The sequence below is a fragment of the Allorhodopirellula solitaria genome, from assembly GCF_007859855.1.
In the GTDB taxonomy this organism is placed as follows: domain Bacteria; phylum Planctomycetota; class Planctomycetia; order Pirellulales; family Pirellulaceae; genus Rhodopirellula; species Rhodopirellula solitaria.
Window position 1 is genome coordinate 54,607 of sequence record NZ_SJPK01000016.1, and the last position, 25,165, is coordinate 79,771.

General features: G+C 59.1%; 15 protein-coding genes and 1 pseudogene. 7 read left to right on the forward strand and 9 right to left on the reverse strand.

The genetic code is table 11. The features are described from left to right. Positions 1 to 313: 313 nt before the first annotated feature. Together CA85_RS21055 and CA85_RS21060 are read right to left on the reverse strand one after the other, a co-directional pair. Entirely contained in the window at positions 314 to 718 is a 405-nt protein-coding gene (locus tag CA85_RS21055; protein ID WP_146393337.1) for a hypothetical protein, read from the reverse strand. Then, positions 718 to 2,025, reverse strand: a complete 1,308-nt coding sequence (locus CA85_RS21060; RefSeq protein WP_246113038.1) for a PQQ-dependent sugar dehydrogenase — start codon at positions 2,023 to 2,025, stop codon at positions 718 to 720. Before CA85_RS21060 ends, CA85_RS21055 begins: the two co-directional genes overlap by 1 nt. 273 nt (positions 2,026 to 2,298) lie before the next feature. On the opposite strand from CA85_RS21060, the gene CA85_RS21065 reads away from it, so the two are divergent. Continuing rightward, on the forward strand, positions 2,299 to 3,003 hold the full coding sequence (locus CA85_RS21065; protein WP_146393339.1) for a methylated-DNA--[protein]-cysteine S-methyltransferase: 705 nt from the start codon (positions 2,299 to 2,301) through the stop codon (positions 3,001 to 3,003). Here CA85_RS21065 and CA85_RS26195 read toward each other — a convergent pair. Both CA85_RS26195 and CA85_RS21075 read right to left on the reverse strand, forming a co-directional pair. Then, a pseudogene (locus CA85_RS26195) lies at positions 3,000 to 3,314 on the reverse strand (DUF2752 domain-containing protein); the annotation flags it as partial. The gene CA85_RS21065 and the pseudogene CA85_RS26195 overlap by 4 nt on opposite strands. Then, positions 3,311 to 4,105, reverse strand: a complete 795-nt coding sequence (locus CA85_RS21075) for a 7-carboxy-7-deazaguanine synthase QueE (protein ID WP_246113039.1) — start codon at positions 4,103 to 4,105, stop codon at positions 3,311 to 3,313. The pseudogene CA85_RS26195 and the gene CA85_RS21075, both read right to left, overlap by 4 nt. 276 nt (positions 4,106 to 4,381) lie before the next feature. Between CA85_RS21075 and CA85_RS21080 the strand changes: the two genes are divergently transcribed. Together CA85_RS21080 and CA85_RS26200 are read left to right on the forward strand one after the other, a co-directional pair. Next, positions 4,382 to 5,194: a phosphatidylinositol-specific phospholipase C/glycerophosphodiester phosphodiesterase family protein gene (locus tag CA85_RS21080; protein WP_146393341.1), complete on the forward strand. Its 813-nt coding sequence runs from the start codon at positions 4,382 to 4,384 to the stop codon at positions 5,192 to 5,194. 600 nt (positions 5,195 to 5,794) lie between these two features. Continuing rightward, positions 5,795 to 6,034, forward strand: coding sequence for an IS4/Tn5 family transposase DNA-binding protein (locus CA85_RS26200; protein ID WP_146393342.1), 240 nt, complete (start codon positions 5,795 to 5,797; stop codon positions 6,032 to 6,034). A 288-nt stretch (positions 6,035 to 6,322) separates the two neighbouring features. On the opposite strand, the gene CA85_RS21090 is transcribed toward CA85_RS26200, so the two are convergent. The 4 genes from CA85_RS21090 to trhA form a co-directional block, all read right to left on the reverse strand. Continuing rightward, the gene (locus CA85_RS21090; RefSeq protein WP_146393343.1) at positions 6,323 to 9,484 is read right to left on the reverse strand and encodes an efflux RND transporter permease subunit; all 3,162 of its coding nucleotides are present in this window, start codon (positions 9,482 to 9,484) and stop codon (positions 6,323 to 6,325) included. Then, positions 9,481 to 10,734 (reverse strand): efflux RND transporter periplasmic adaptor subunit, encoded by a 1,254-nt coding sequence (locus CA85_RS21095; RefSeq protein WP_146393344.1) that lies wholly within the window; start codon positions 10,732 to 10,734, stop codon positions 9,481 to 9,483. Before CA85_RS21095 ends, CA85_RS21090 begins: the two co-directional genes overlap by 4 nt. Before the next feature lie 187 nt (positions 10,735 to 10,921). Next, entirely contained in the window at positions 10,922 to 12,589 is a 1,668-nt protein-coding gene (locus CA85_RS21100) for a TolC family protein (RefSeq protein WP_246113040.1), read from the reverse strand. Positions 12,590 to 13,925: 1,336 nt separating this feature from the next. Continuing rightward, positions 13,926 to 14,636, reverse strand: a complete 711-nt coding sequence (trhA, locus tag CA85_RS21105) for a PAQR family membrane homeostasis protein TrhA (protein WP_146393346.1) — start codon at positions 14,634 to 14,636, stop codon at positions 13,926 to 13,928. A 204-nt stretch (positions 14,637 to 14,840) separates the two neighbouring features. Here trhA and CA85_RS21110 point away from each other — a divergent pair, with 204 nt between their 5' ends. Together CA85_RS21110 and CA85_RS21115 are read left to right on the forward strand one after the other, a co-directional pair. Continuing rightward, positions 14,841 to 18,830, forward strand: coding sequence for a secretin N-terminal domain-containing protein (locus tag CA85_RS21110; protein ID WP_146393347.1), 3,990 nt, complete (start codon positions 14,841 to 14,843; stop codon positions 18,828 to 18,830). A 41-nt stretch (positions 18,831 to 18,871) separates the two neighbouring features. Then, entirely contained in the window at positions 18,872 to 19,795 is a 924-nt protein-coding gene (locus CA85_RS21115) for a hypothetical protein (protein WP_146393348.1), read from the forward strand. Between the two features lie 607 nt (positions 19,796 to 20,402). On the opposite strand, the gene CA85_RS21120 is transcribed toward CA85_RS21115, so the two are convergent. Then, positions 20,403 to 23,219 carry a COG1361 family protein gene (locus tag CA85_RS21120; RefSeq protein WP_146393349.1) on the reverse strand — a complete coding sequence of 939 codons (2,817 nt, stop codon included), beginning with the start codon at positions 23,217 to 23,219 and terminating at the stop codon, positions 20,403 to 20,405. A gap of 201 nt (positions 23,220 to 23,420) precedes the next feature. Here CA85_RS21120 and CA85_RS21125 point away from each other — a divergent pair, with 201 nt between their 5' ends. Continuing rightward, positions 23,421 to 24,584, forward strand: a complete 1,164-nt coding sequence (locus tag CA85_RS21125) for a Gfo/Idh/MocA family protein (protein ID WP_146393350.1) — start codon at positions 23,421 to 23,423, stop codon at positions 24,582 to 24,584. 76 nt (positions 24,585 to 24,660) lie between these two features. After that, positions 24,661 to 25,077, forward strand: coding sequence for an OsmC family protein (locus CA85_RS21130; protein ID WP_146393351.1), 417 nt, complete (start codon positions 24,661 to 24,663; stop codon positions 25,075 to 25,077). Positions 25,078 to 25,165 lie beyond the last annotated feature (88 nt).

Below are 25,165 nucleotides of genomic sequence, written 5' to 3' on the forward strand. Positions count from 1 at the left end.
CGAGTTCATGCTGGTGTTGGCGCAGTTGGGCGGCTACTTGAACAAAACAGGGCAAGGACCGCCCGGTTCCACCGTAATCTGGCGTGGACTGCGGCGACTGCAGGCGTACCGCGAAGCCTATATTGCATTCGGAACGGGCTAAAAAAAGATGTGTAGGATAAAGAGGGGCGATGCCCTGGGCTTTCATACAGCCGCCCCGTTTGGGGCTCAAGAACGCCGAACGAAAAGCTGCAATCAGTACATCGACGTCCCTCGGGATGCCTGCGGCTAATGACCAGCCCGTTGCCTCGCCCACGGTGGGGCAGCTAAGGTTTCATTTGCCGCTCGCCTCAGAAAGAAGCCGGCAGTCAATCCAGACATCATCTGAGCCCGGCTGAACAGGCTCATCGCGGGATGGTTGTGCCGGATCAGGCGCAGTAGGCGACGGCACCCGTCGCATGCGGATTCCACCGTGGTCGGATTCGAACGATCCCGGCTCGATCAGATAAGGCGGGTCTGGCAGGCAAAGCCGATTGCTGGTCTCGTCGTAGGTGGCGAGGCGGTACCGAATACCCGGCTTGTCCTCCCGCGGTGTCTGATCTCGCTCGATGACCACCAGCAACGCGTCATCGAGGAGGACGCGTTGACCGACCTGCAGCCCCAGCAATCGCCCCTCATCGGGGGCGATGCGAATCGGGGCGCCTAACAGGGCGCGGCGGAGACGCGCTATCCAAGTCACTATTGCTGCGCGGTTTCCGCCGTGCCAGTAACGAACTTGTAGATGCGTCCGCCGCCCATCATCGTGCTCATCAGAGCTTCACCGGATTCGGTTTCACCGAAGGTGAAGATCGGGAGTTGCTGCCACGCGATGGTGCGGTTCTCGAGCACCTCTTCGCTTTCGGGATCGATCTTCATCGCCCACAAGCGGCCACTGACATAGTCGCCGTAGAGATAGTATCCGTCGAGCGATGGTGTCTCTTTGCCACGGTAAACCAATCCGCCTGTGACCGATTTCCCCCAATCGTCGGTATGGGGGTACTCGATCAACGGCTCGATGTATTTGTCGCTGACGTCGGATCCTTTCTCGCCGCCGAGTGTGAAGCGGTTGGCTCCTTCCCGAAGACTCCAGCCATAGTTACCGCCCTTGCGGATCAGATTCACTTCTTCCCAATCGTTCTGGCCAACGTCGGCAGCCCACAACTTGTCAGTGGCCGGGTCGAAGGACATTCGCCAGATGTTGCGAATTCCCCAGGCGTAGATTTCAGGCCAAACGTGCGAGCGGCCTACCAACGGGTTGTCCTTGGGGATCCCATAGGGCAACTCGCCGTCTTGCGTGTCGATATCGATTCGCAAAATCGAACCGAGCAGTTTGCTGAAATCTTGGGCCGATTTGAGCGGGTCGTTCGCTTTGCCGCCGTCACCCAACCCAACGTAAAGATAGCCATCGGGGCCAAACGCAACGGTGCCGCCGTTGTGGTTCCAGAACGGTTGGTCGATTCGCATCAATTCACGTTCGCTGTCCGGATCGCCAAGCTTTCCGTCGGAGTCTTTCTTAGTCTGGAACTCGCTCAGGATCGAAACATGAGGACGCTGCGAAGTGGTGTAGTAGATGTAGAGTTTCCCGTTTTCGGCGAACTCGGGATGGAAGGCCATGCCCAGGAACCCCTCTTCGTTTTCACGATCTTTGTAACCCACTCGATCGCTCAGATCCATGAACAACTCGGGTTCTTCAACCTCTTCGTCGTCCTGATCGAAATAGTAGATCTCACCTGTCTGGCTGGCGACAAACAGGCGCCCGCTGCCGTCTCCCGCGCCCGTCATCACGATCGGGCGGCTGATCCGCAGGTTCGGGTAGGCCTCGACAACCTGAATGTCCAAGGGGTCCGTGTTGAGATCGGCTGGCGGATTGGCGAGATTGATCGTCGGCGACCCGGGACTTTCCGCAATCGCGGTTGCGGTCGTCAATGCCGAGGTGGTGGAGACGACAAGGCACGCCGCCGCCAAGCGACGACAAAATACACGCGTGAATCGAGTTGATACTGGCACGGAAGACCTCAAGATCATGGTGTCGGAGGAAGGAGAGAGCGTTCGGCGCCCAAAACAAATTGGTGTCTGGGAGCCATCGCAACATCGCTCTACAATGGTAGCGGAATCGGCGAACGGGAGGTTTTCGGCAGTCTTGCATTCCAACAGCGAAAGCACCCGGCCACTGACCGCCGCCCATTCTAGTGAGTGAAGCGGAAGCGGTTGAAGGGGGCCGATTGTCCAGCCGCGGCAGCGACCGCCACCGCAGCACGCAACTTACCTGGAGATTTGACGATGCCGCGTTTTTTACAATCGAGCTGGGAAAGTCCCGTCGGCCGGCTGCGAATCGTCCTCAATGAGGACTCCAGCGGTGCCGCCGACTGCGTGGGTCTATATTTCGCCGACCATCGGCCCGAACCAAAATTTTGGTCCGAGGAGATTGCGGAGCAGAGTTGGCAGGACGATGAGCTGACCCGATGGATCGTCGAGCAGCTCACGGCTTACTTTGCCGACGGTCGATTCCGCTTCGATCTGCCCTACCGGTTCAGCGGAACTGAGTTTCAAGAACAGGTTTGGCGGCAACTCTGCGAGATCCCAGCTGGAACGACACAGAGCTATCGGGAGGTCGCCGATTCGATCGGGCGACCCGCTGCCGTCCGGGCAGTGGGCTCAGCAGTGGCCCGCAATCCGCTGTCCGTGCTGATCCCCTGCCACCGTGTTGTCGCCAGCGACGGTGGTCTGGCGGGATTTGCAGGCGGGTTGGCGCGCAAGCGATTCCTGCTCGACCACGAAACGGCAGCTCACCAGGCGAGTCGTGTGCCCCAGTCCACGAGGGTCACCGCTCCCGTGGCGACGATGGACCAGCCCAGCCCAGTGAGTATGCGTGAGCTGGGCAGCCGCCCCGTCCAAACGACTCGGCAGGCGACCAGTGCGACGGCCAGGGCAACGAAGGCCAAGCACACCCCGCCAACATTGGCTTGGGCCGCCGGCCACCACTGACCTCGCGTCCAGTGGCTCCAGGATGTTGTCATCCCGCAGGCGGGACAACGCAGGCCGAAAAGCACGCGCATGGAACAAGGGGGCAGCCCGAGTTGTTGATGGGTGCCTAAACCTGCGGCAGCCGGCGAGAGCGACCGCGCCATGGCTAACAACGTGAACAAGACCAGGGCCAGTATCGCGGCGGCCCAGCGAAGTGGTTTCGCCGGCAGCCCCCCGACGCCGCATTCTTTCGGCTGGGACGCCTTGCCGGAGGTATCACGCTGCGAGCCTGCGATGAGGCTGGGGCTGAGATCAGGCTCGGGCGGATTCATGTGCCTCGCCGGTTACCGTACCACCGGATTTGCATGCGGTCACAATATGCAAACCCAGCCGCCTCGGCCCAAGGCCGCAGCCAGACCGCGGCCGCATCGAGCTGTTCCACGGTGACGCCCTGGGGCATGATCCAAACGTCCGAGGCCGCGACGTCCAAATCGGCGACGACCTCGAGGATCTCATCGTATTCAGCGGGTGAGTCGACAACAAATTTGACTTGGACGGCAGGTGCGCGTTCGATCAGCCCCCGCATCGTGGCGATGGGCAGCCGCCGTTGCTCGTGCAGTTCGCCCCAACGAGAATTCTCACTGAGTGCTGGCCCTGCGCCTCGCCCAGGGGTGCTCCCACGGAGCTTGGGACTGAGCGATAGCAAATCACAAGAGATATCGATATCGACGGTACCCGCCGTTTCGATCGTTACATGCATTCCGGCCGCCCGCAGCGCAATGGCTAGATCCGCGACCCCGGACATGATCAGCGGCTCGCCGCCCGTCAACACGACGTGCTCGACCGCCGCAGCGGATTGTGAGTGCTCGTCGGAGTCAGTCCATCGCGACCCGGCAGCGGCTTCGATCAGGTCAACGAGGGGCCAGCGGTTTCCTTCCGGGTTCCATGACGCATAAGGAGTGTCGCAGAACCAACAACGCAAATTACAGCCGCTCGTGCGAATGAAAAAGCTAGGGACGCCCGTCAGCAAACCCTCGCCCTGAAGGCTGGTAAAGGTCTCGGCGATTCTCAGCGATGGGCTGCCCGACGCGTTCAAGTGGAGTGTTTTTTCTTGCGTTTTCAAATTTCGAGACCGTCTAACCCACAATCGAATGACCCCACCAAAGAACGAGAGAACAATGAATGATGCATTTCGATTCACCCTCGCTCTGGGAGGGGCGAGTTCTCGGCATCTATTGTTCCCGTGTTCCTAATATCCCCGAAACGACGCCGCCGGCAACCCTCAATTACCCGCCGAGCATTTTCCCTCACCCCACAGCGCGGGCCACCGAGCACGTGCTGCGAAACAGCTGTTAGAATGCAGCGAAACACTCTAGCAACGTAAAGCACCCCAATCACCATGTACGTTCCATTTCTATTTCTTGCTGCGGTCGTCGCGGTGAACCTGCCAGTCGCGAATCCGATCGCCGATGAGATCAAACCGCATCGCCAGGCTCATGCTCACAACGACTACCTGCACCATCGCCCGCTCCTGGACGCACTCGACCAGGGGTTCACGAGCGTGGAAGCCGACGTTTTTTTGGTCGATGGCGAGTTGTTGGTCGCACACACCTTCCTCGAACTCAAGCCGAACCGCACGCTGCGGGCTCTATATCTTGACCCGCTGCGTGCCCGTATCCAGGACCATGGCGGGTTCGTTTATTCCGACCAAACCCCCATCACTCTCCTCATCGACTTCAAATCAGATGGTGAAGCCACTTTTGCAGCCTTGAACCAGCTTCTGAGCGAATACCGTGACGTGTTCTCTTGGACGGAGGACGGCACCGAGCATCCCGGCGCCGTCGTGGCGATCGTCAGCGGTAATCGACCGATCGCAACGATGAAGGCGGCCTCGCCTCGCTTCGCCGGTATCGACGGCCGCTTAGGAGACCTCAACAGCGATCTCCCGCCGGAGGTGATGCCACTGATCAGTGACAACTGGAAAAATCACTTCGAGTGGCGCGGCAAGGGAGAGTTCCCAGCGACCGAACGAATCGCTCTCGAGCGAATCGTTGACCAAGCACACACACAAAATCGACGAGTCCGCTTCTGGGGCACACCCGACAATCCGGCAATGTGGGCAGCACTCCGCGATGCAGGAGTCGACCTAATCAACACCGACGACCTCGCCGGCCTCAGCGATTTCTTAGCATCAGCATTAGGGAATCAATAAATCCGGCCCCAGGGCGATGCCCTGGGCTTTCATACAGCCGCCCCATTGGGGCTGAAGAACGCCCGACGAACAGCTGCAATTAGTAAATCGACGTCCCTCGGGAAACCTGCGGCCGATGACCAGCAGGCGACGAGCCCATGATTCTCCACTCGTTTTCATACGCCGAAGGCGTGGAAGAGAATAGCCGGTGGTTTGAGCGTGGGCGAACACCACCGGATACGCGGAGAACACGCCTGCAAACCCCGAATGGGGTTGAAGATCATCTACGGCTCTTCTCTATCATCCCTTGCGACGTCGATCATTTTATTGAGTGCTGGAGATTGCTCACGACACCGCCCCAACGGGGCAGTCCTATGACAGCCCCAGGCAACGCCTGGGGTTCCAGGCACCACCGCCTCGCGTTAGCCCCAACGGGGTGGCTCTATTTGCACACGCCATCCGAACGGCAGGGTTGGGGCGAACATGAGGGCCGCCCCGTTGGGGCTACCGAACGATTTCGCTATCCAAACCCAGGGCGATGCCCTCTTTATCCTACACATCTTTTCGGGTAGATACACAGGCACATAAAGGATCTCAGTGTGCTCAGGGAGGGCTGCGGCGATGGAATGGATTGAATCGGAGTTCGCTTGGCTTGAATTAGGCGACCTGAGACGAGAAAAACGCGTTAAAACGATTGTCGAGCAGTTTTCGAGAATCGCTGAGTTCAGCAAGCGTGCTGTCCGTTATTTCAAGCCGTACTTGCGAAACTTGGTTCGCGCCGCAGTCTTTGGTCTCGCCTTCGCAGTGCCGTTGATTCGTTCATCTTTCGCAGCTACTGCGAGATACTCGATGCCATCTTGAGTGACCGGTGTCGGAATCAATTCTTACCGCCATAGAGTCACCCGCTCAGCGAGTCGAACGTTGGGGCGTCGGAAAAGCAATCCCGGGGGAATGCGACGCTACCGGTGCGCTTCGAGAGTCGCGAAAGTCAGTGTTTTTCCTTTCCGCTGGTTCCAATTTAGTGAAATTGACACGCTCGATGCCGACAATCGCAGCAGCGGCACCGATCACGCCCTCTAAAAACCAACCATCGCAGTTCACATGCCGCCTATCCACCCAATAGCGGGGTGCCGCCGGGAACTGCTGAGTTTAGGCTTCACCAGCCAATACATCGCCCTTGCTGAAAAGACCGCGAATGTCCTCGAGGATGAGATACAAGCAAGGCACCAGCACGAGAATAATTCCGGTAGCGAATAGGATCCCAAAGCCGAGGGAAATGGCCATTGGGATGATGTACTGAGCCTGCAGGGATTTTTCAAAGATCAATGGCATCAATCCACCAAACGTGGTCAATGTTGTCAATAGAATCGGCCGAAAACGCCGGATGCCCGCTTGCGAGATCGCTTCGTAGGCAGAGCACGTTTTCCGACGTCGGTTGGCGTAGTCGATCATGATCAGTGAATCGTTGATCACCACTCCCGATAGTGCGATCACCCCCATGAATGAGACCAGCGACAGATCATAGCCAAGGAGGATGTGCCCCAGCACCGCGCCGACGATGCCAAACGGGATGGCCACCAATACGATCAGCGGTTGGATGTAACCGCGAAAAGCAACTGCCAGAAGCGAGTAGATGATTGCCAGGGCGAGGCCGAATGTTCCCACCAGTGAGGAGGTCGCTCGGCGGAGTTCAGCATCACTGCCCTCAAAGGTCCAGGTGATGCCGGGGTAATCGTCCCGCAGGCTCGGCAGCTCTTTGCTTTTGAGCACCGAAATCAATTGGGTCACGGCCCGTTTGGGCTCGACGTCCATCGAGACGTTGATTACCCGTCGGCCTTCGCGACGGTTGATCCGCGAGAACGCATCGGTCTGTGTGACAGTGGCCACGTCCAACAGCGGGACTTCACCTCCCGATGGGGTGCGGATGATGAGATCTTCGAGATTGAAAATGTCCTCGCGTTGATCCTCCGGCAGCTTCACGCGGACTTCGATCTCGTTGGTCCCCCGCAGCAAGCGTAAAGCCAGCGAACCGAAGAACGCACCTCTCAACTGATTGCCGAGCTCCTGGTCGGTCAATCCTAGAGCACGACCTTCTGGACGCAAACTGACGTCGTACTGCGACTTCCCTTTGTCGTAATTGTCGCTGACATCGACGGCATTGGCGTAGGTCTCGACACGCTCAACGAATGCCGTCGCGGCCCGCTCGAGAACACTCGTATCGCTGTGGCTCAAGTCGATACTGATGGCGCGGCGGTGGCCGCCTGGCCCACTCTCGGCCTCGAACGTTACCTGATTGACGCCCGGTAGGTCGCCGATCGATTCTCGCCACAATTCGATCACTTCGTTTGCCGTCATGTCCCGCTCGTCAGGCGGCCGGAGCACAATCTCAACATCGATAAAGCTTTGGCCGCGAACATTCGTTTTGATCCCCTCGGCAACCTCATACAGATTGTGCTCATCGAACATCTGCATACTCGCCCGCGTCACCGCTTCGGCAATCTCAGCAGCCTGGTCCTGTGTCGTTCCGACCGGCATTCGCACCCCCGCTTCGATTTCGTCTGCGGAGACCTCGGGCATGAGGATCAACCCCATATGCGAGCTGTTGGCATAGCCGACGATGATGGCGAAGAGGCCGAGCGCCAGCGCCGTGGTGATGTACCGAAAACGCAGACATACCGCTAGGAGTGGACCGAAGGTGGCTTCGACAAATCGATTGAATCCGCGGCTGAACGCTTGTTGAAGACCATGTAGCCTGACCCGCAAACCGCCTCGGCTACGGCCCGAGCGACGTCCCCATTTGCGCACGTGGCCGAGGTGAGCGGGCAAGATAAACAGCGATTCCACCAGTGACAGAATCAACACGATAATGACCACGATCGGCAGCGGCGCCCAGAATTTCCCGGTTTCGCCCGGAATAAACAGCAGTGGGATGAACGCGACGATGTTGGTCAGGATGCTAAACGTGACCGGACCTGCAACCTCTCGTGTTCCGACGATGGCCGCGGTTTCATTATCACTTCCCTCTTGGCGTTTTTCGTAAACGTTCTCGCCGACGACCACAGCGTCATCGACCACGATCCCCAACACGACGAGGAAGCCGAACAGCGAAATCATATTGATGCTGACGCCCACGATCGGTAGGAACAGCACTCCGCCGACAAAAGACACCGCCATGCCCATCATCACCCAAAACGCCAGTCGAAATTCCAAAAACACAGCGAGGATCAAGAGCACGATCACGACAGCGAGCATGGCATTTTCAAGCACCAAGTAGAGCCGCCGCCGGAACTCCTCTGCATTATTGCTATCGACCCGCCACTTCACGTCTGGAGGCAGCAGAGACTCGAACTCCTTCATTGTTTGTTCAGTCGCAGCGGCCACTTCGATCGGTGATTGTGAGCCGACACGAAACACATCCAGCTCCACCGAGGGTGTTCCGCTGAACTGCGAATGGAAACCAACTTCGTCGAAACCATCGCGGAGCGTCGCGATATCGCCGAGGGTGACCGAGGGGCCGGAGTCAGCTGACACGATTTCTATCTTGGCGAATTCATCCGCCCATTGCTTGCGGGCTTTCACACGCAACAAGATCTCACCGGCAGTCGTCTGCACACTGCCGGCGGCAACATCGCGACTGGCGTTGCGGATGATATCGGCGATGCCCGGCAAGGTTAGCCCATACTGACGTAGCGTTTGCCGCGGAATCTCAATGTGCGTGACGTAGGGCGGCACCCGGCGCAGCTCGACCTGGGTGATATCGGGGTGCGCCTGCAAGGTATCACGCAGCTGTTCGGAAAGCTTGCGCAACGACCAGATATCGATCGGACCGTACAATGCGACCTGCAGGGCCTCCTGCTGCTGTGATTGCAAGCGGACTTCGGGCTGCTCAATGTTTTCGGGGAACGTCCGAATGCGACTGATCGCTTGGTCGATGTCTTGGAACGCCTTCATGCGTTGTTGACCGGCAACGATCTCGATCGTGACTGTTCCTCGCCCCTCGCGTGCTTCGCTGATTACCGAGCGGATCCCCTCGACGCTACGAACAGCACCCTCGATCGGCTGCAGAATCCCTTGTTCCACCTCCTCAGGAGCGGCGCCGGGGTAGCCCACATTGACTTCAACAATATCGAGCTGGAACTGCGGAAAGACCTCTTTCTGCATGTAGGCTGCCGCCCAGATACCGCCGCCAAGCAGGATCACCATCAACAGGTTCGCTGCGATGGAATTGTGGGCCATCCATGCGATCGGCCCCGACTGCGGCTGAACGCTATCGGCAGCGGTAGTGGCTTCCGGCTCAGCGTTTGGTTTCATATCGCTGCACCGCTCGGCTCTGGCCCCACTTCGTCGCTCGCGCCGGGTTGGTCGCTGATCCGTTTCAGCCCCACACCATCGGCTACGGTCGCCAGCGTCGTCAACACGACCTCGTCGCCATTTTCCAACCCCTCGCCGATGTAAGCATGTGCCCCGTCGCGAAAGACGATTTGGCACGGGCGAATCTCGAGTTTGTCATCCTTCATCACCCACACGGTGTCCCCGTCACGAACATACTCTCGCTCCAACCGCACCACGTCCTCGATCGATTGACCCTCGATCTCCACCTGCAAAAGCGACTGCAGAATCAAAGGTGGAGCGTCAGATTGCTCGCCGAGTGGGTCGTCAACGGTGATCAAAACGCGAGCAAGCCGTGTCTGCTGGTCAACGCTCCCGATCATCCTGGCGACTTTGCCCGCACGCTCCACACCGGCTGGCCAGCCGTCTGTATTCCGCAACGTCACATCCGAACCCGGCGTGTTCTCACCCGATGGTCCGTCCGAGGGGAAGCGGACCCAGCGCAAACTGCGCACCGGCAAGGCAGCGGAAACCCAATATTGCTTCGTTCCGACCATCCGCGCCAGCTCGTCGCCGGGGGACACTTGCGACCCCACATTGACTGACTGAGAAATGATTTGGGCATCAAAAGGCGCGACAATGGTGGCCCGGTCGAGCTCGAGTTGCGCCCGCTCGACAGCCGCTTTGGCCGCGTTGACCTCCGCGCGAATCGATGCGATCTGAGGCCCCCGCAACACGAGTTCCCGATTGGTTTCATCGATCGTGCTCTCGAGTAGCTCGAGCTCTTTCTCGGCGAGGCTTTGACGCCCCTGCTCAATTTGCAGCGAAGCGACAGCCTGTTCCAATTCGCTCACCCGGATCGAGAGCTGATTTTCAAAGTCTGCGGGATCAATCCGCATCAACAAATCGCCTTGACGCACCATGCCGCCCGGCAAAAACGAATCGGATACCTCCAGAACTTGCCCATCAACCCGCGGGCTGAGTGTGATGTCGCGGGCGGGCAGAACCGTTCCGAGAACGCTCAGCCGCGGCGCATAGCTGTCACGCCGAACGATCACCGTATCGACCAAGGCCGACGACTTGCGAGTGGCTTTGACCTGTTTCGCTGTTGGCTGAGTGCGATTGATAACGACGATCGCAGCGGCAGCAGCGGAGAAAATGCAAACACATACGACAATCGTCGCCAGCACGCCGAGCCATCGCCATCGTTTGGGGGGCGGCAAATCAGTCATGATTCGTCATCGGAGTGTTCATGGCAAAATGGGGTGGGTCTTAGCGGGGAGGGCCTCTCGGGGCGAACCTCAGCGTGCGGCCTCAGCGAGGACGCTCCAGCGGGAGAACCTCTGTGGGCGGGCCCTCATCATAATTGCTCAGACCCGGCCGTGAACTCAACCTGGGCCTCTCGACAGCAGAAACTGATCAATTACTTTCCATCGAACGCAGCAATTCGCCAAAACGCTTCGCACTCGCCTCTTCACTGGTATCGAGCGGCTGCGGATATTCGTCTGATGGCAAATCCAAGCCACCATCCTCCATCGCACCCTCGAGCTCGCTGGCTGCGTCGTCGCCGGTGGTCTCGAGTACTTCATCCTCCGAAACGGCACCGACAACCTCATCAGCGTCGAGTTGATCTTCGAGATCATCGGCAACCTCCTCGTCAGTCGCATCGTTGGCGGCGTCCGCGGAATCACTCGATGTTGCGATCTCATCGGAGACGACGAACTCCGTCACCATCTGTGGCTGAGGATCGAATCCACCGGCTAGCGCCAAGTAGAGTGATACCCGAATGACCCGCAATTCGAGCTGGGCGGCCAGCACTTCACGCTGCAAACGCTGTTTTCCGGTGATGGCGGTCAGCACATTGAGGTAGTCCGTGTCCGGTTCGAGCAGATACTGCTCCTTCAACCGCTCGGCCGATTCGCCCGCCAATTTGAGCTGAGCTTGCAGGTGTTCCAACCGCTCGCGTTGATATCGCTCCCGGGTCAAGGCGTCCTCGACCTCCTGGAAAGCAACGAGGGTGGCTTGTCCATATCGGCTGAGCAGCTCGTCGACGACCGCCGATGTCCGAGCCACTTCGGCCCGCCGCTGACCACCGTCAATCAAAGGTGCGACCAAGGATCCACCGAGTGACAGGAACCAATCCTGGAAAATAGTCTCCGGGCGGCTGGCGACATTCAGCAGCGACCCGAACAGGTTCACCCGCGGGTACTGGTCCGCAATCGCGGATGCCAGGTCTCGATCGGCGGCCTGGAAGGCGAGATATTCACGCCGCACATCCGGCCGTCGCTGCAGTAGTAGCGACGACAGGCCCGTTTCGGGCAGCGGCGGCACATCGGGCAGGTAGCGTCCCGGTTCGTAGCTCGCCGTTTGCGGCATCGCTCCGAGGAGCACCGCCATCTGATGCTCGAGCACCTCGACACGCGACTTCGCCACCGCTTTCTGTTCGAGCGTCGACTCTACGAGCTGGCGTTGCCGGAGCACGTCAGCACTGCGGATCAGCCCCAGACCGAAGCGGGATTCTTGCAGCGCCAGGCCGGTCTCGTTGGTATCGATCTGTTCATCGAGCAATCGAATCTGGGCTTTGGCCTCGATTATCGAGAACCATGTATTGGAGATCTCTGCCGCCAGCATCAACGCAATCGCACGGTAGTCTTCCTGGGTCGCAGCAGCCCGCAAACGCTGCGCATCGACCCGTGATTCGATCTCCCCCCACAAGTCGACCGGATAGGCCGCCTCAAAGCCAAGTACGTAACCCTCGATATCGCGGCCGGGGCCGAATGTCTTGTCCACATCGATGACGCCATTGACGTCCGGGTAGAAATCCGACGCTTCCCGGCGGGCGATGGCCCGGGCGGCGCGAACCCGCTGGCGGGCTGCCGACAGCGAGAAGTTGCTGCCCAATGCCATGTTGATCTGTTGATCGAGCAGCGGGTCGCGAAACGCAATCCACCAGCGTTCGGCCACGAGATCTTGCCCCGAATCCGAGAACGGCGGCGGGTTTCGAGACGGCATGCTCTGACGCAGGTCCGCACCGGCGCAGCCGACCAGCACCGGCAGCAGCACTGCCAGCAAAGAAAGCCAAATCAATCGTCTAGGGGGGCTGGACCTATTCATTGAAAGTCTACATACGCAACCAGATGGCGGCGTCACAAGGTCGCTAAACAGATTCGGCAGAGATCGATCAACTTTGCAGACCAACGCAGTCGATTCGGGCCGACCAATCCAGCGTATTCTGACGGCGAATCGTATTCAGGTCAGATCCGGTACTCGTACTCGTGCTCGTGCTCGTGCTCGTGCTCGTGCTCGTGGCCGCGCGTCATTTCCGAGCGAGCGTTCGATGGCAATCAATGGGTCGCATGCCGAGTCGATTGTTCACTGGCAGTCCCGTCGCGACTCAGACTGCGTTCGCATGAGTCGCCGGGGGAGGTGAGTACGAGTACCGCTTCGCTGAGCACGAGCACGAGCACGACTATGATGGCGTGTATGATGGGGGGGGACACGTCCGGACAATGAGACACCGTAGTTGGCGCTGCGCTGACCTCATAGGCATCAAGTTAAGCGATACTCGAGGAGGTTTGGGTTGGCGAGCAACTCAATTGTTCCTGGGTTTGCCTTGCGTTTGGTTCTTTGGCAACGACGTCGGACGCGGGAGATGAGCCGATTGAAAAAATCCACCAGTTGAGCACTCGATGTGTTGAGGTGACTGGCGATTTCCGCCGCCATCTTCGCAATCGGTGATGCCAGCTTGGCGAAACTAATGGCTCATCCGACGCAAGCGTGCGCCCGAGGTTTTCAAGGCATGGCTCCAGTATCGAAGGATTTATTTGTGGGATGTGATTATCAATGTTAGACTGGCACTGGCGGGAGAAACGGAGCCGAGCTCTGCAGAGGTGCTGGCCTGGCAAGGGATATCTCGGTCGCCAGCGCTTCCCTGCAAAAGCGGTACGCCAATGGTGTTGTCGGTCCCTGGCGGCCATTCGTTCGTCAGGGACGCATTTTTGTAAGATTATTGGATACGAGAGCCATGCCTAGAAAAACCTTCCCCCTGTGCTCCGCGCACGCTTCCGTCGGATGAGCCTGAAAACTTTCTAACGAGTTTGACGCATTTCGCGACATCATTGGCCTCAACGGCAACGGTCGAAAAAGTGGTCTGTCGTAAATCGGCCAGCGCCGTTACTCTGTCCATGCGGAAACTCCATTCTCCGAGGTGACGAGGTTGCAATCCAAGTCACTTTATGAACGGTTTTCCGCTTTTTTTGTAGCACAATCCTTAACTTGATGCCTATGAGCTGGCGCTGCGCTGACCTACGGCTATTCTCTTCAGCGCCTCCGGCGTCGGAAAACTTGCGGGGCTCGACAGTTCGTCCCCTCGTTCACCACGGAAAAGCTTTCGCTAAATTCGCCACTCCTTGATGACGCGTTGCTAACTGGGCGCGTCGACGACGTATTTGACGATCCCGATCAAGTGCACGATTGAGGCGGTCATCACGAACAAATGCCACACGGCGTGAAAATACTTCACCCGGCTGTCGTTTATCAAGAACAGCACGCCAACACTGTAGATCACACCGCCAGCGAGCATGTAACCAAATAAGTCCATGGGAACACGGCCGAACAGCGGGATCGCCGGCAGCCACCCCAACATCAGGTAGGTGGCCGTGCTCATCGTATGAATTCGATGATTCAAGATCGCTTTGTTGACGAACCCCCACAACGCCAGTCCCCACATCGCGGTGAGCAGCACGAGCCGATACTTCGGGTCGGCCAGCTGGTAGGTGATCGGCGTGTAGGTACCGATGATCATCAGATAGATCATCGCCTGGTCCCAGGCCCGAAAGCGATCGAGTCGCGGCCGCTCTAGAAACGTATGCGACAGCGTTGAGCAGGTGAACGTGCCGATGCAACTGGCGCCGTAGGCAGCGCAGGCGATCGCTAACCCCGTGTTGACCTGAGACGCGCGAGTGACCAGCCACACAGTGATCGCCAACCACACCAATGCCGCGATCCCGTGCGTCCATGCGTTCGCCCATTCTTGCTCAGGTTGGATGGGCGGGGAATCCTCCGAAACCCAGTCCGGAAGCTTGTCCTGGGCATGGGGAGACAGGGATTCCTGGGCGGTTTCACTAGGTGACATGTCAATCAATGGATACGGAAGACCACGAGCGAATCAGTGATCGGATTGTAGCGATATTCACGCTCATCGCAGACACAACGCCTCAAGAATCACGGCCGGTCGTGACGATGGAAGCAGTTGTACGGAAATAACCCTCACTGCGCTGCGATTGACGCCATTCGGCTGCCATTCCAAGGCAAGGTACCCGACACTGAGAACTACCGCATGCTTCAAACTAGAAAAAAGGTCGCTAAGCGACCGCAGAAATGGATCGTCACGGTACTGCTGTTCGCCATCGCGTTCAATGGTGCTTGGCTCTCCAATGCAGTCGCTGACCGCCCGGACGCTCCCGAACTGCGTCAGGTCGAAGTGCCAATGGGAATGATGGAGGCGATCGCAACCCAGTTGAGCCTGCACTACCACGACGAGGTCGGAGTCAGTATCACGGCGGACGATCGCAATGGAGGGGGGATCCTCGTGATGGCCCCGCCATCGCTGCAAGACAAAATCGCCAATCAGATCCAGCAGCTCACCAAGAGCCTGGACTCGGTTGCCCACGATGCTGGCGAACGCACCACGATCAATCTCCCTCTGAAACACATCAGCTGGCGTGAGGCCGAGGATGTGCTGCGTGCCATCGCCGGGAAAGAGGTCCCTGTGACGACCAGCCGCAGTGGCGAGCGAGCGACTTTCCAAATTCGCCTCGGCAACGCGACGTCGCCGACTCAGGTGGACGTCGATCGCCGCCGCGACTTGATCACACTGACCACCTTCGAGGCGTCGCAGCGGATGTGGCAAAGCCTGTTCACAGTCGTCGATCAACCGATCCGCTTCGCCGATGAACGCACCGAAGTGCTCCGGCTCGTCCATGCCGAGATCGCGCCCGTGCAGCGGATGATCCGCTTGTTAGAGGAACTCGACGAGAAAACCGCACCGCAAGCCGAAGAGCAACAGCTCAACCGGCCCGCAGTCATGCGGAACAAACCTAAGTTTCGAACGGCCGCCTTCGCCCAGAACACCGCCGATGATGAAGAGATCATCGAAGAGCAACTGCCCACTCCCTCGGGAGACGTTGCCGCCGCCGTGGCGGAAGCTGCCGCAGAAGACACCGAGGGCGGTGTGATCGGCGACACCGATATTCAAATCGTCCCCGACTCGGGCCTGATCATTATCAAAGGTGCCAAACGCGACGTCCAACGCATCAAAGAGGTCATCGCGGAGATCGAAGCTCAAGCGAAAATCACGCAACCGGAAATCGAGGTTCGCCAGCTAAAGTACGCCGATTCCAATGCCGTGGCTGAACTGCTGCAGCAACTCTACGAAGACGTGCTGTCGGCACGCCAAGGCGACGTCAGCATCACTTCGCTCGACGCCCCCAACGCATTGTTGCTGATCGGCCGCGCCGAGGCGATCAAAGCCGTCATGGACCTGGTCGAGAAGATCGACCAACCGATCCCCGACAGCGATAAGCTGCGAGTGTTCCGTCTCAAGCATGCCTCGGCATTGGACGTGGAAGAAAACGTCCGCGAGTTCTTCACCAGCCAACCCGGTGAAGATTCCGATCCCCGAGAGGGCTTGGGCATTCGCGTCCGGATCAAGGCGGATCAACGAACGAACTCACTGATCGTTTCAGCATCGCCGCGCGACCTGACGGAAGTAACGCGGTTGGTGGAGGAACTCGATGTCGCCAACACAGCGGCGACCAGCCAGATTCGCATCTTCCCACTGCGCAACGCACGGGCGGAGGATCTAGCACCTGTCCTCCAGGACTCCGTCACGGCCGAACCAGAGAACGTGCCTGAGGGGACCACCCCGAAGTCTTCGACGCTCTCGATCGTTTCCCTGGGTGCTGATGGAAGCTCCGTCCTCGACTCCGGCGTGCTTTCGGGAACCGTTGTGACGGCGGACAACAACGCCAACGCCATCGTGGTGCGAGCTCCAAGCGAAGGCATGGCGTTGATCGCCGAGTTGATCCGCCAGCTCGATACTCCCGCCGGCATCGATTCTCTCGTGAAAGTGTTCACCATCGAGAACGGTGACGCGACCCAGTTGACCACTGCTCTGCAAAACCTCTTTGGTGAGGACGCGGGTAGCTCGGGCACCAGCATCGGAGCTGGCAACCAGGCCGGATTGGCATCCCTGTCGGCCTCCGAAAGCGCCCTGGTCCCACTGCGTTTCTCCACCGATGCTCGCACCAACAGCATCATCGCGAGCGGCTCGGCAGAGGATCTCGAGGTTGTCGAAAGCATCCTGTTGCGGCTCGATAGCACTGGCTTTGCCGAACGAATCACGGAAGTCATTTGGTTGAAGCACCAGATTGCTGACAATATCGCTGCGGCGATCACCAACTACGTGTCCGCTCGCCAGCAGACTCAGAACCTGATCCCGCAGTTGCAACAAAGCCTCGGTCCTTACGACCTGCCGGACCGCGACTTGGTCGTCGTTCCCGAAGGCCAGACCAATAGTTTGCTGCTGAGCGTGTCGCCACGACTCTACGAAGAGGTCCGCCGGTTGATCGATCGTCTCGATCGCCGACCGCCCATGGTCTTGATCAAGACACTCATCGCGGAGGTTCGGCTTGATGACGGTTTTGAAATCGGCGGTGAGCTGGGGCTGCAAGACTCGCTGTTGTTTGATCGAGGTATTGCCGGAGGCGGCCGCGGGACGCCTTCTCTACCTGGTTTCAACTTCAATAACGCAGGATTGCCCAACCTCAATCAGGTGGGCCGCGACTCGCTAGCATCGCAGGGTGTGACCGCCTTCGGTGTCGCTCAAAGTGCTCTCGATCCAACCAATAACGGCGGATTCGTATTCTCCGCAGCGAGCGAGTCGATCAGTCTATTCCTGAGAACGTTGCAAACCGCCAACCGCCTGCAAATTCTCAGCCGTCCTCAGGTGATGACCACCGACAACACGGAAGGATTCGTGACCGTCGGTCAGTCGTTTCCTCGACCTACCGAGCTTAGCACCAACCAGAACAGCACGACGATCGGCGTCACAGACGTTGACGTAGGGATTATCCTGCGAGTCACGCCACGCGTGGGTGCGGATGGCTTGATCATCATGAACATTGACGCGTCACGCAGTTCCATCAGTCCGAACGATGGCCAAGTGATCGGCTTCTTCGACCCCGACGGTGACGGCGATGGTGCGCCACAACCGATCTCGGTACCAGCAATCGATCAGACCGTCGCTCAATCGGTAATCACCGCCTACGACGGTCAGACGGTCGTCTTTGGTGGACTGATTCAAAAGAGCCGGACCAATTTTACTCGCCGCGTGCCATATCTCGCTGATATCCCACTGCTCGGATACATGTTCAAGTATGACCGCGAAGAGGAGATCCGCAGCGAGCTGCTGATCGTAATGACGCCGATGCTGGTCACCGGCGACGAGGACCTCGAGTACGTCAAGCAGACCGAATCGAGCAAGATGAGCTGGTGCTTGGCCGACGTGGTCGAGGCTCAAGGCGACGATGGACTCTCCGGAGGATACGGATTGTGGGGGCCTGCCATTGGTCCAACGATCTACCCGGACATCCAGCCCACCGTGGACGTGTTCCCACCGCAGGACATGCCTACCCACTCCGCAGTGCGGACAGGGCTCCCGGGATACACTGGCGAGATGATCGACGGCGATGGAACGATGCCCGCAACAGGGCTACCCCCAGGTGTTGAACTCGGCCCCGGCGAATCCATTATGTCGCCCGCTGAGCTATTCCAATCGGAACCCTACGGGAATGCTCCGTCGCCAAACCACGGAGCCCAAGGCTCATCGAGCCCCTATGTCGGCGACGGCAATCCCGTGGACAGTTCCGAGTTCATCAATCCGAATGCTCCTCGCGAGGGAAATTATTCCACCGGCGGCCAGGCGATGGAAAACCAGACTCATCAGTGGACACCCGAGCAATCGCCTTCGCAGCGACGGCCATCGCGTGCACCCGAGGTAATTCAACCGAATCCGGAACCGAATTTCTCCGCACCAGCGGGCGGGGTATCGCCGACGGAGTCGCAGATAATGTCACCTTCGGATTCGCGAGCTGGAGCTTCGACCAGCCAATCGGGGGGAACCCCCGCAACGCCGGCCGCGATGAGAACCGCTCCAACGCGGTTGCCTGAATCCGCCGCGACCACTGCCAAACCCGCTGGCCGTTGGTCGACCTTTCAGGGCAAAATGGGCCGGTGGATCGCTCCCGCCAGCTCGAGTGCCCAGTAGTTAATGATCCCGCCGACCCAACGAGCAACCCGAGAGATCCCATGAAACGTCAGTCCAACCCCTTGCCACTTCTTCGCCTTCGATACCGCCGCGTCTTCGGCACGCAGTACGCCATCACCTGTGTGGGTGGCGTCCTGCTGGCCACGCTGTCGGGATGCACCACCTTTGATAAGGACGGTGCCCCGGTTGCAGAGAAGCCGTCGAAGTCGTTTTTAGAGCGGATGCCCTGGTCGAAGTCCAAGGATGGAATGCCTGAACCGTATCCCAATCCAGTCAAACTGGCGGCGACGTGGACTCCGGATACCTTGACTCAGGTTGGGCGGATTCCCACTCGTGGTTTCGGAGCTCGGGTCTTCTTTTACGACGAGAAATCTCGGCCGGTGCCCGTCGAAGGCACCTTGACCGTGCATGCTTTCGACGAGAAGAAAAAGCCCGAGGCGAACGCTCCTGAAGTAAAACGCTATGAGTTCACCCCGGAACAGTTCACGCAGCACTTCAGCAAATCGGACTTGGGAGCATCCTACAGTGTCTGGATTCCTTGGGACGCCGTCGGTGGCGAGCAAACACGGATCTCGCTCGTAGCTTCATTCCGCACCCCGGAAGGCGTTACGGTCCAAGGTACACCGACGACGGTCTTGTTGCCCGGTGCGAAGGACTCCTCCGCTGAGACTCTAGCCCAACGTTTTGCACCGGAGTACCGGCAATGGCAGGCCGCAGCCTCGGGGTCGAAGCCACCGACGAGTGGACTGACCACGACAACGATCCATCGCAACGCACCGGCGGCGCGATCCACCCCAGAGGTTCCCGAACCGACAGCGGGCTTACCGACGTGGAATATCGCTCGCGACAGCTCGTCGACGTCACGCAACGTCGCGATGAAGCCAACCGAGCCGCAGGTGAAAGCAGACGATGGCCGCATCGAGTACCAAACGTTGCCCGCGAGCACGAGCACCATCCAACGCTAGTGCCGCCGAAGAGCCCACCAGACTCGCGGCAAACGCAACCGTAGCCGCGCCGTAGTGGACGAGGCGACGAGTCCCTGATTCTTCGTACTGGACGAGGCAACGAGTTGGTCAGTTACCCATAAGTTTGCCCACGCCGAAGGCGTTTTGGAAAATAGCCGGTGGTTTGAGCGCAAGCGAACACCACCGGATACAACGCGAAACGCGAGAGCCAACCCCGAATGGGGTGGAAGATCATTCATGACGAGGTCTGCGACCCACTTCGGGGTCGACGTTCGGTGACCAACGAATCACCGTAGGTGGCGTTGCGCTGACCTGCGGCTATTCTCTTTAATCCCTAACGGGATACTTGTGGGTGACTGACAGGAATCTCCGTTTTGTGATTAGATAAAGATGGAGCATTCAGCCCGCTCCCATGTGGGCTTGCCCCGCATGACAGCAAAGTTGATCGACTTGGTTTCCTGTCAGACAAGCTGACAGGGGAACGCGTGTCGATACCGCGTTTTTCTGATTTCAAAACGTCGCTTCGGCGTGTGACAAGCACACGGGGGAGAAAATTGGTGGGTAATCAACAGGAGTCCCCAACGCGAGCCCCTTTACCGCCGTTCGCCTAGGGGGCGATCTCAGTGGGCTGGCGTGCAGCGATCCCGGCGGGGAAGTTGCGACTGACCGCTTCGATCAACAGATTGAAGTTCTGCGGCTGGTTGCTCTGCAGGACAAGTTCATAGTCAATGGACTCACGCGGTTTGATCGAACGAATCTCTTCAAAGTAGATCGTGTTGCCACCGCGTGTGAACCGACCGAGCTCCGGGCTCTGCGTCTGGGTCAGACGGACGACCGTGACCCCTGCGGGCAGATCAAAGGCGATCTGGACGGCCTGATCGATTTGGTCGGTGTCGTTGGTCAGTCGAATCGAGTATCCAATTGGGTCGCCAACGCGGGGTGAAATGTCCCGTTGCAGGACATCGAGACGCAGCGTGCCGGGGGCGGGCTGGTCCGATGGACTTGGCGGTGGCGTGTACGGTTGCTGAGGCGCCGGCGGCGTCCCCGGTCCGCCCGGGATCGCCGGCGGGGTCATCGCGGGTGGCAGCGTGGGCGGTAATGCTGGCGGTGGCGTAGGAGCAGCTCCTGGGAAGATTTGCACGCTGGTGCCGGCGCGACCGCGGGCTCCCTCAGCCGACTCCGCCGTGAAAATGAACTGGCTCGTGACGCTGTGCTGTTGAGCGGCAAACTCGGCCTCGAGTACCGCCGTCTCGCCAGCAGGCAACTCTGGAATGGTCCATGTGATCAAGTAGGGTGTATCGAGGTTGCGTGGGAAATCCACCGTGGCTTGTTCTGGAATAAGCTGCGCGTCATACGACATCGTTACCCGGACAGACTGCAACGGCAGCTTGCCCGTATTCTCGACCCGGCCGCGCACAAACACTTTCTCCCCAACAGCCAACTCGTCACGGGCTGCCGAGACGGTGACTGCGAGCGCGGGTGTCGGCGGTGCCGGATGAATCACGGTCACGCAGGCGGACTGAGTTTGTTGCTGCCCGCCGGCTGCATTAGCAGTGAAGTTCACGCAGCGCAGTCCCGAGTCTGTGGGTGTGAAATGGACGGTGCTCCGCCACGTTTCACCTGGTTGTAGCGGACCATCGACTTTGTCGTTGCCCACTTCTCGCGTGCCCTTCTCGCTGTGCATCATGTACTGATCACCCGATGCGGTGAGCGTGACATCGCGGAGCGGTCGGTCTCCGGTGTTTTCGACTTCGATCTCAAAGGGAACCTTCTCACCCGTCTCACAGCGTTCTTTTCCGGGAACAACGCGCATCGCCAACGCGGGCCGGAAAATGTCGACGCGAATGTTGCCGTTGGCGCCCAATCCTCCGTCACCGCGGGCTTCAAAATCAATCGACACCGGCGATCCCGAACTCAGCTTCAGCCCAATGTCGAGTTGCTGCTGGGGCGGAATGGTTCCAATTTCCCAAACCACGCTATTGGGAAATGTCTTTGCAAAGGCGTCCGTCGCAATGACCTGGACCCCATCGGGGATCGCAGCTCGGACTTCAATTCCCGTCGCGTCCTGATCGCCGGGATTGGCAATATTCGCAAACACATCAAAGGGCGTGTTGTACGATGCGATTTCCGGTCCGCCGGTGCGCAGAGTCAGCTGAGGAGAGGACCATGTCACGTAGGACTGTCCTCGTCCGAGCGTCAACTCGGGCATGTTGTCGGCGGTGCCACCGGGGCGGATCACGCGGATGTCGATGACCGCATTGCCTGAGGTGTCAGGAATCGGCACGAGTGTTGCCAACGCATTCCCGGAATCGTCCACGTTGACCTCCACGACAGAGGACCCATCGGTGCCCGCAAAAGTAGCCAGTTCCGGATTCATGTTCTCGTAACGGACTTTCCATCCGCGTGCTGGTAGGGAACCCTCGGCGCGAGTCACACGGGTGACGAGTTCGGCAGCGACGCCAGCGGTGAGGCGTTGCGGTCCGGGGAAGGACCACCGGGCATCGACCCAGTAAATTGTCGCGGAGGCTTTACGTTGATCCCAGCAATCACTTTCGGGAGCAAGCACGGTAACGTGACTGGTGCCTTCGCTCGGGCTGCTCAACGTCATCCATGTTTGCCCTTTCTCGAGTTTGACATCGTCATTCGGATTCGTATTGCCACGCGTGATCAACATTTCCTTGGTGCTGGTCACTCCACGTGCGTAGGAGCCGTCCTGCTTCTTGGCCAGGGGTACGCTGGCGAGCTGGTGCATCAGACCGGGCGCGTTGTCGTCGACGGCAATGATGTTGCCGACGCTATCGCGACTGAGCATCCACTCAAGCGGTTCGGCAACCTGCAAATAGCCATCGGTCCCGCAGATTCCTGATAAGAACATGACTTCACCGCCGACCGGAGCGACGATCTTCTGCGGTGATAGTAGGATACAGCCTCTTTTGCCGCGCGAAGGCAGCTTGCAATCATGCTTGGCGTAGATTTCACTGCCGTAGAGAACCGCAGGCGGTCCGACGAGGCAATCACCGCTACAGTCCGGCCCGGGTACGCAGGGTTCATTGTCGACGAATCCGCTGCCGGTCGCGGCTCCGGGTTCGGCGCACGGTGCTGGTTCGACCGGCTCCGGGAACGCTGAGTTGGGAAAATCGAATCCAGGGCAACGCAAGCAACACCCCAGATCATTCAAGCACCCCAAACACCCGCAGGAGCTCAAGCAGCCCTCTCCGTTCATGCACGGCAGCGCGAGTTGCGTGGTGGTTGGCAAGGGAGCAAACAAGCAAGTGCCGGTGCGATCAATCGCTGGCAAACGCAGATGACTGCATCCGCTGCAGGCGACGAGAGCCACGACAACCCACAGCGAGAATCCACGCAACAAACGTGCGGCTGCACGCTGCGGTCGGCGTAGATCGTCAATGATCGCTGTGAAATGCATCGTTCCATCGGTCGAGCAAGAAAAAAGAATTCGTCCGTAGGAACGCTAGCACGCAAACCTTGCCAAAGCCGATTGAGCAAGAGTGAAATTGAAAATCGATGGAGAAGCTGGGTTCCCGATTGCGGATTGTGAGCATTGCGAGGAAGATTGGGCCGATCGCCCGTAGGAATCACTTCTCTCCCTTGATTTTACGAACTCTCCATGGCTTCCTCCCCCGTTCGATTTGGCGTCCTTGGTACCGGCCGGATCACGCGCCGATTGGTCGCCGACTTGCAATCGACTCCTGGCGTCGAAGTGTCGGCCATCGCGTCTCGAACGGCCGAGCGAGCGAGATGGGCAGCCGACAGCCACGGGATACCTGCGGCGGTATCAGGTTACGACGCGCTGCTCGCTCGCGACGATGTCGATGCCGTCTACATCGCCCTGCCTCCCTCGCTGCATCACCAATGGACGCTCGCGGCCTGCCGAGCGGGCAAGCACGTGCTCTGTGAAAAACCCGTTGCGCTCACGGCGGCCGAGGTCGTTGAGATGATCGCGGCTGCCGACCGCGCCAACGTGCGGTTCCTCGACGCGACCGCCTGGCTGCACCACGAACGCACCGCTCAGTTTCGCCAGTGGCTGAGCACGGCGACCCCGCCGCCCGATGTTGCCACCGCTGCTGCTAAGCAGGATGAATTATTCCTCGATGAACAGCCGCCTGCGGATCCCGCGATTCCGTTTCGAGTCGGCCCACTACGACACGTCAGCGCCGCGGTTTCGTTTCCCAATCCGTTTCAAAGCGGTGATCACCGACTCGCTGCGGACTTGGGCGGCGGGGTGCTGCTCGACCTGGGTTGGTACGCAGCGGGAATGATCCGATTTGCTCACGGTGGATTGCCCGAGCAAGTTTACGCAACCGCCGTGATGCGAGATGGGATCGACGTCCGTGTATCGGCAACCATGCGTTTCCCCGATGCGGCCACCGCTACCCTGTCCTGCGGATTCGACACGACAACGCGAAAATGGTGCGAGATTGCTGGCCAGGACGCGTCGATCGTATGCGACGATTTCACCCGGCCCTGGGCTGACAAACCCGCTCGCAGCTGGGTACACGAAGCGTCAGGCAAAGTCCACACGTTCGTTCCACCGAGCGAGACGCAAACCGATTCCACGGGTGCCGGGCAGTCTCAGCCTGGCACGCGGTGCCATCAGGAACGAGAGATGATTGCTCGTTTGGCTGATTGGATCCGAATCGACACGGCTGCTGAGAGCGTGACGCCCTGGCAAGAGTTTCACGATCAGGCCGTGCAAACCCAGATGCTGCTCGATGCGCTCGCTGCCTCGATCGATGCCGCCACGCCGATCGACTTGGCAGAGCGGGTATGAGATCTCTGCGGAGACGACTATCCTCCACCGATCACCTTGTTTGACTTTTGACTTCCTCTCACCCAATCGCAATTCCATGTCAGTAGAAATCACAGCGGTATATCAGGGTCAGCTTCATTGCCAGGCGACCCACGGCCCAAGTGGCCAACAGATTGTCACCGACGCACCGACGGACAACGGCGGTCGTGGCGAGGCGTTTTCACCGAGCGATTTGGTCGCTACCGCATTGGGTACGTGTGTGATGACGATCATGGGGATTGTGGCTGCCCGGCATGATGTCGATCTCAGCGGCACAGCAGTCAAGGTGACCAAGGAAATGGTTCAGGCACCGACGCGGCGGATCGGGCGGCTGGCGACGACGGTAACGTTCCCCGCCTCGCTGGAATTGGACGAGGCGATGCGAGATCGCCTGACCTCGGCGGCCCGTCAGTGCCCCGTTCACCAGAGCCTGCATCCGGATATTGACGCTCCTATCGATTTTTCGCTCGCCTGAAGTCTGGATTTCACGCGAAATCCCCGCCTAGAGGCTGGTGGGTCGACCACTTCCTGACCATACTGGTGCGGCAAATACCCGCGGGATT

Coding starts and splice junctions, on each gene's coding strand:
- CA85_RS21090 (WP_146393343.1), bottom strand. CDS start 9,484: ATGAAACCAAACGCTGAGCCGGAAGCCACTACCGCTGCCGATAGCGTT.
- CA85_RS21095 (WP_146393344.1), bottom strand. CDS start 10,734: ATGACTGATTTGCCGCCCCCCAAACGATGGCGATGGCTCGGCGTGCTG.
- CA85_RS21125 (WP_146393350.1), top strand. CDS start 23,421: ATGGCTTCCTCCCCCGTTCGATTTGGCGTCCTTGGTACCGGCCGGATC.
- trhA (WP_146393346.1), bottom strand. CDS start 14,636: ATGTCACCTAGTGAAACCGCCCAGGAATCCCTGTCTCCCCATGCCCAG.
- CA85_RS21115 (WP_146393348.1), top strand. CDS start 18,872: ATGAAACGTCAGTCCAACCCCTTGCCACTTCTTCGCCTTCGATACCGC.
- CA85_RS21080 (WP_146393341.1), top strand. CDS start 4,382: ATGTACGTTCCATTTCTATTTCTTGCTGCGGTCGTCGCGGTGAACCTG.
- CA85_RS21065 (WP_146393339.1), top strand. CDS start 2,299: ATGCCGCGTTTTTTACAATCGAGCTGGGAAAGTCCCGTCGGCCGGCTG.
- CA85_RS21110 (WP_146393347.1), top strand. CDS start 14,841: ATGCTTCAAACTAGAAAAAAGGTCGCTAAGCGACCGCAGAAATGGATC.
- CA85_RS21120 (WP_146393349.1), bottom strand. CDS start 23,219: ATGCATTTCACAGCGATCATTGACGATCTACGCCGACCGCAGCGTGCA.
- CA85_RS21130 (WP_146393351.1), top strand. CDS start 24,661: ATGTCAGTAGAAATCACAGCGGTATATCAGGGTCAGCTTCATTGCCAG.
- CA85_RS26200 (WP_146393342.1), top strand. CDS start 5,795: ATGGAATGGATTGAATCGGAGTTCGCTTGGCTTGAATTAGGCGACCTG.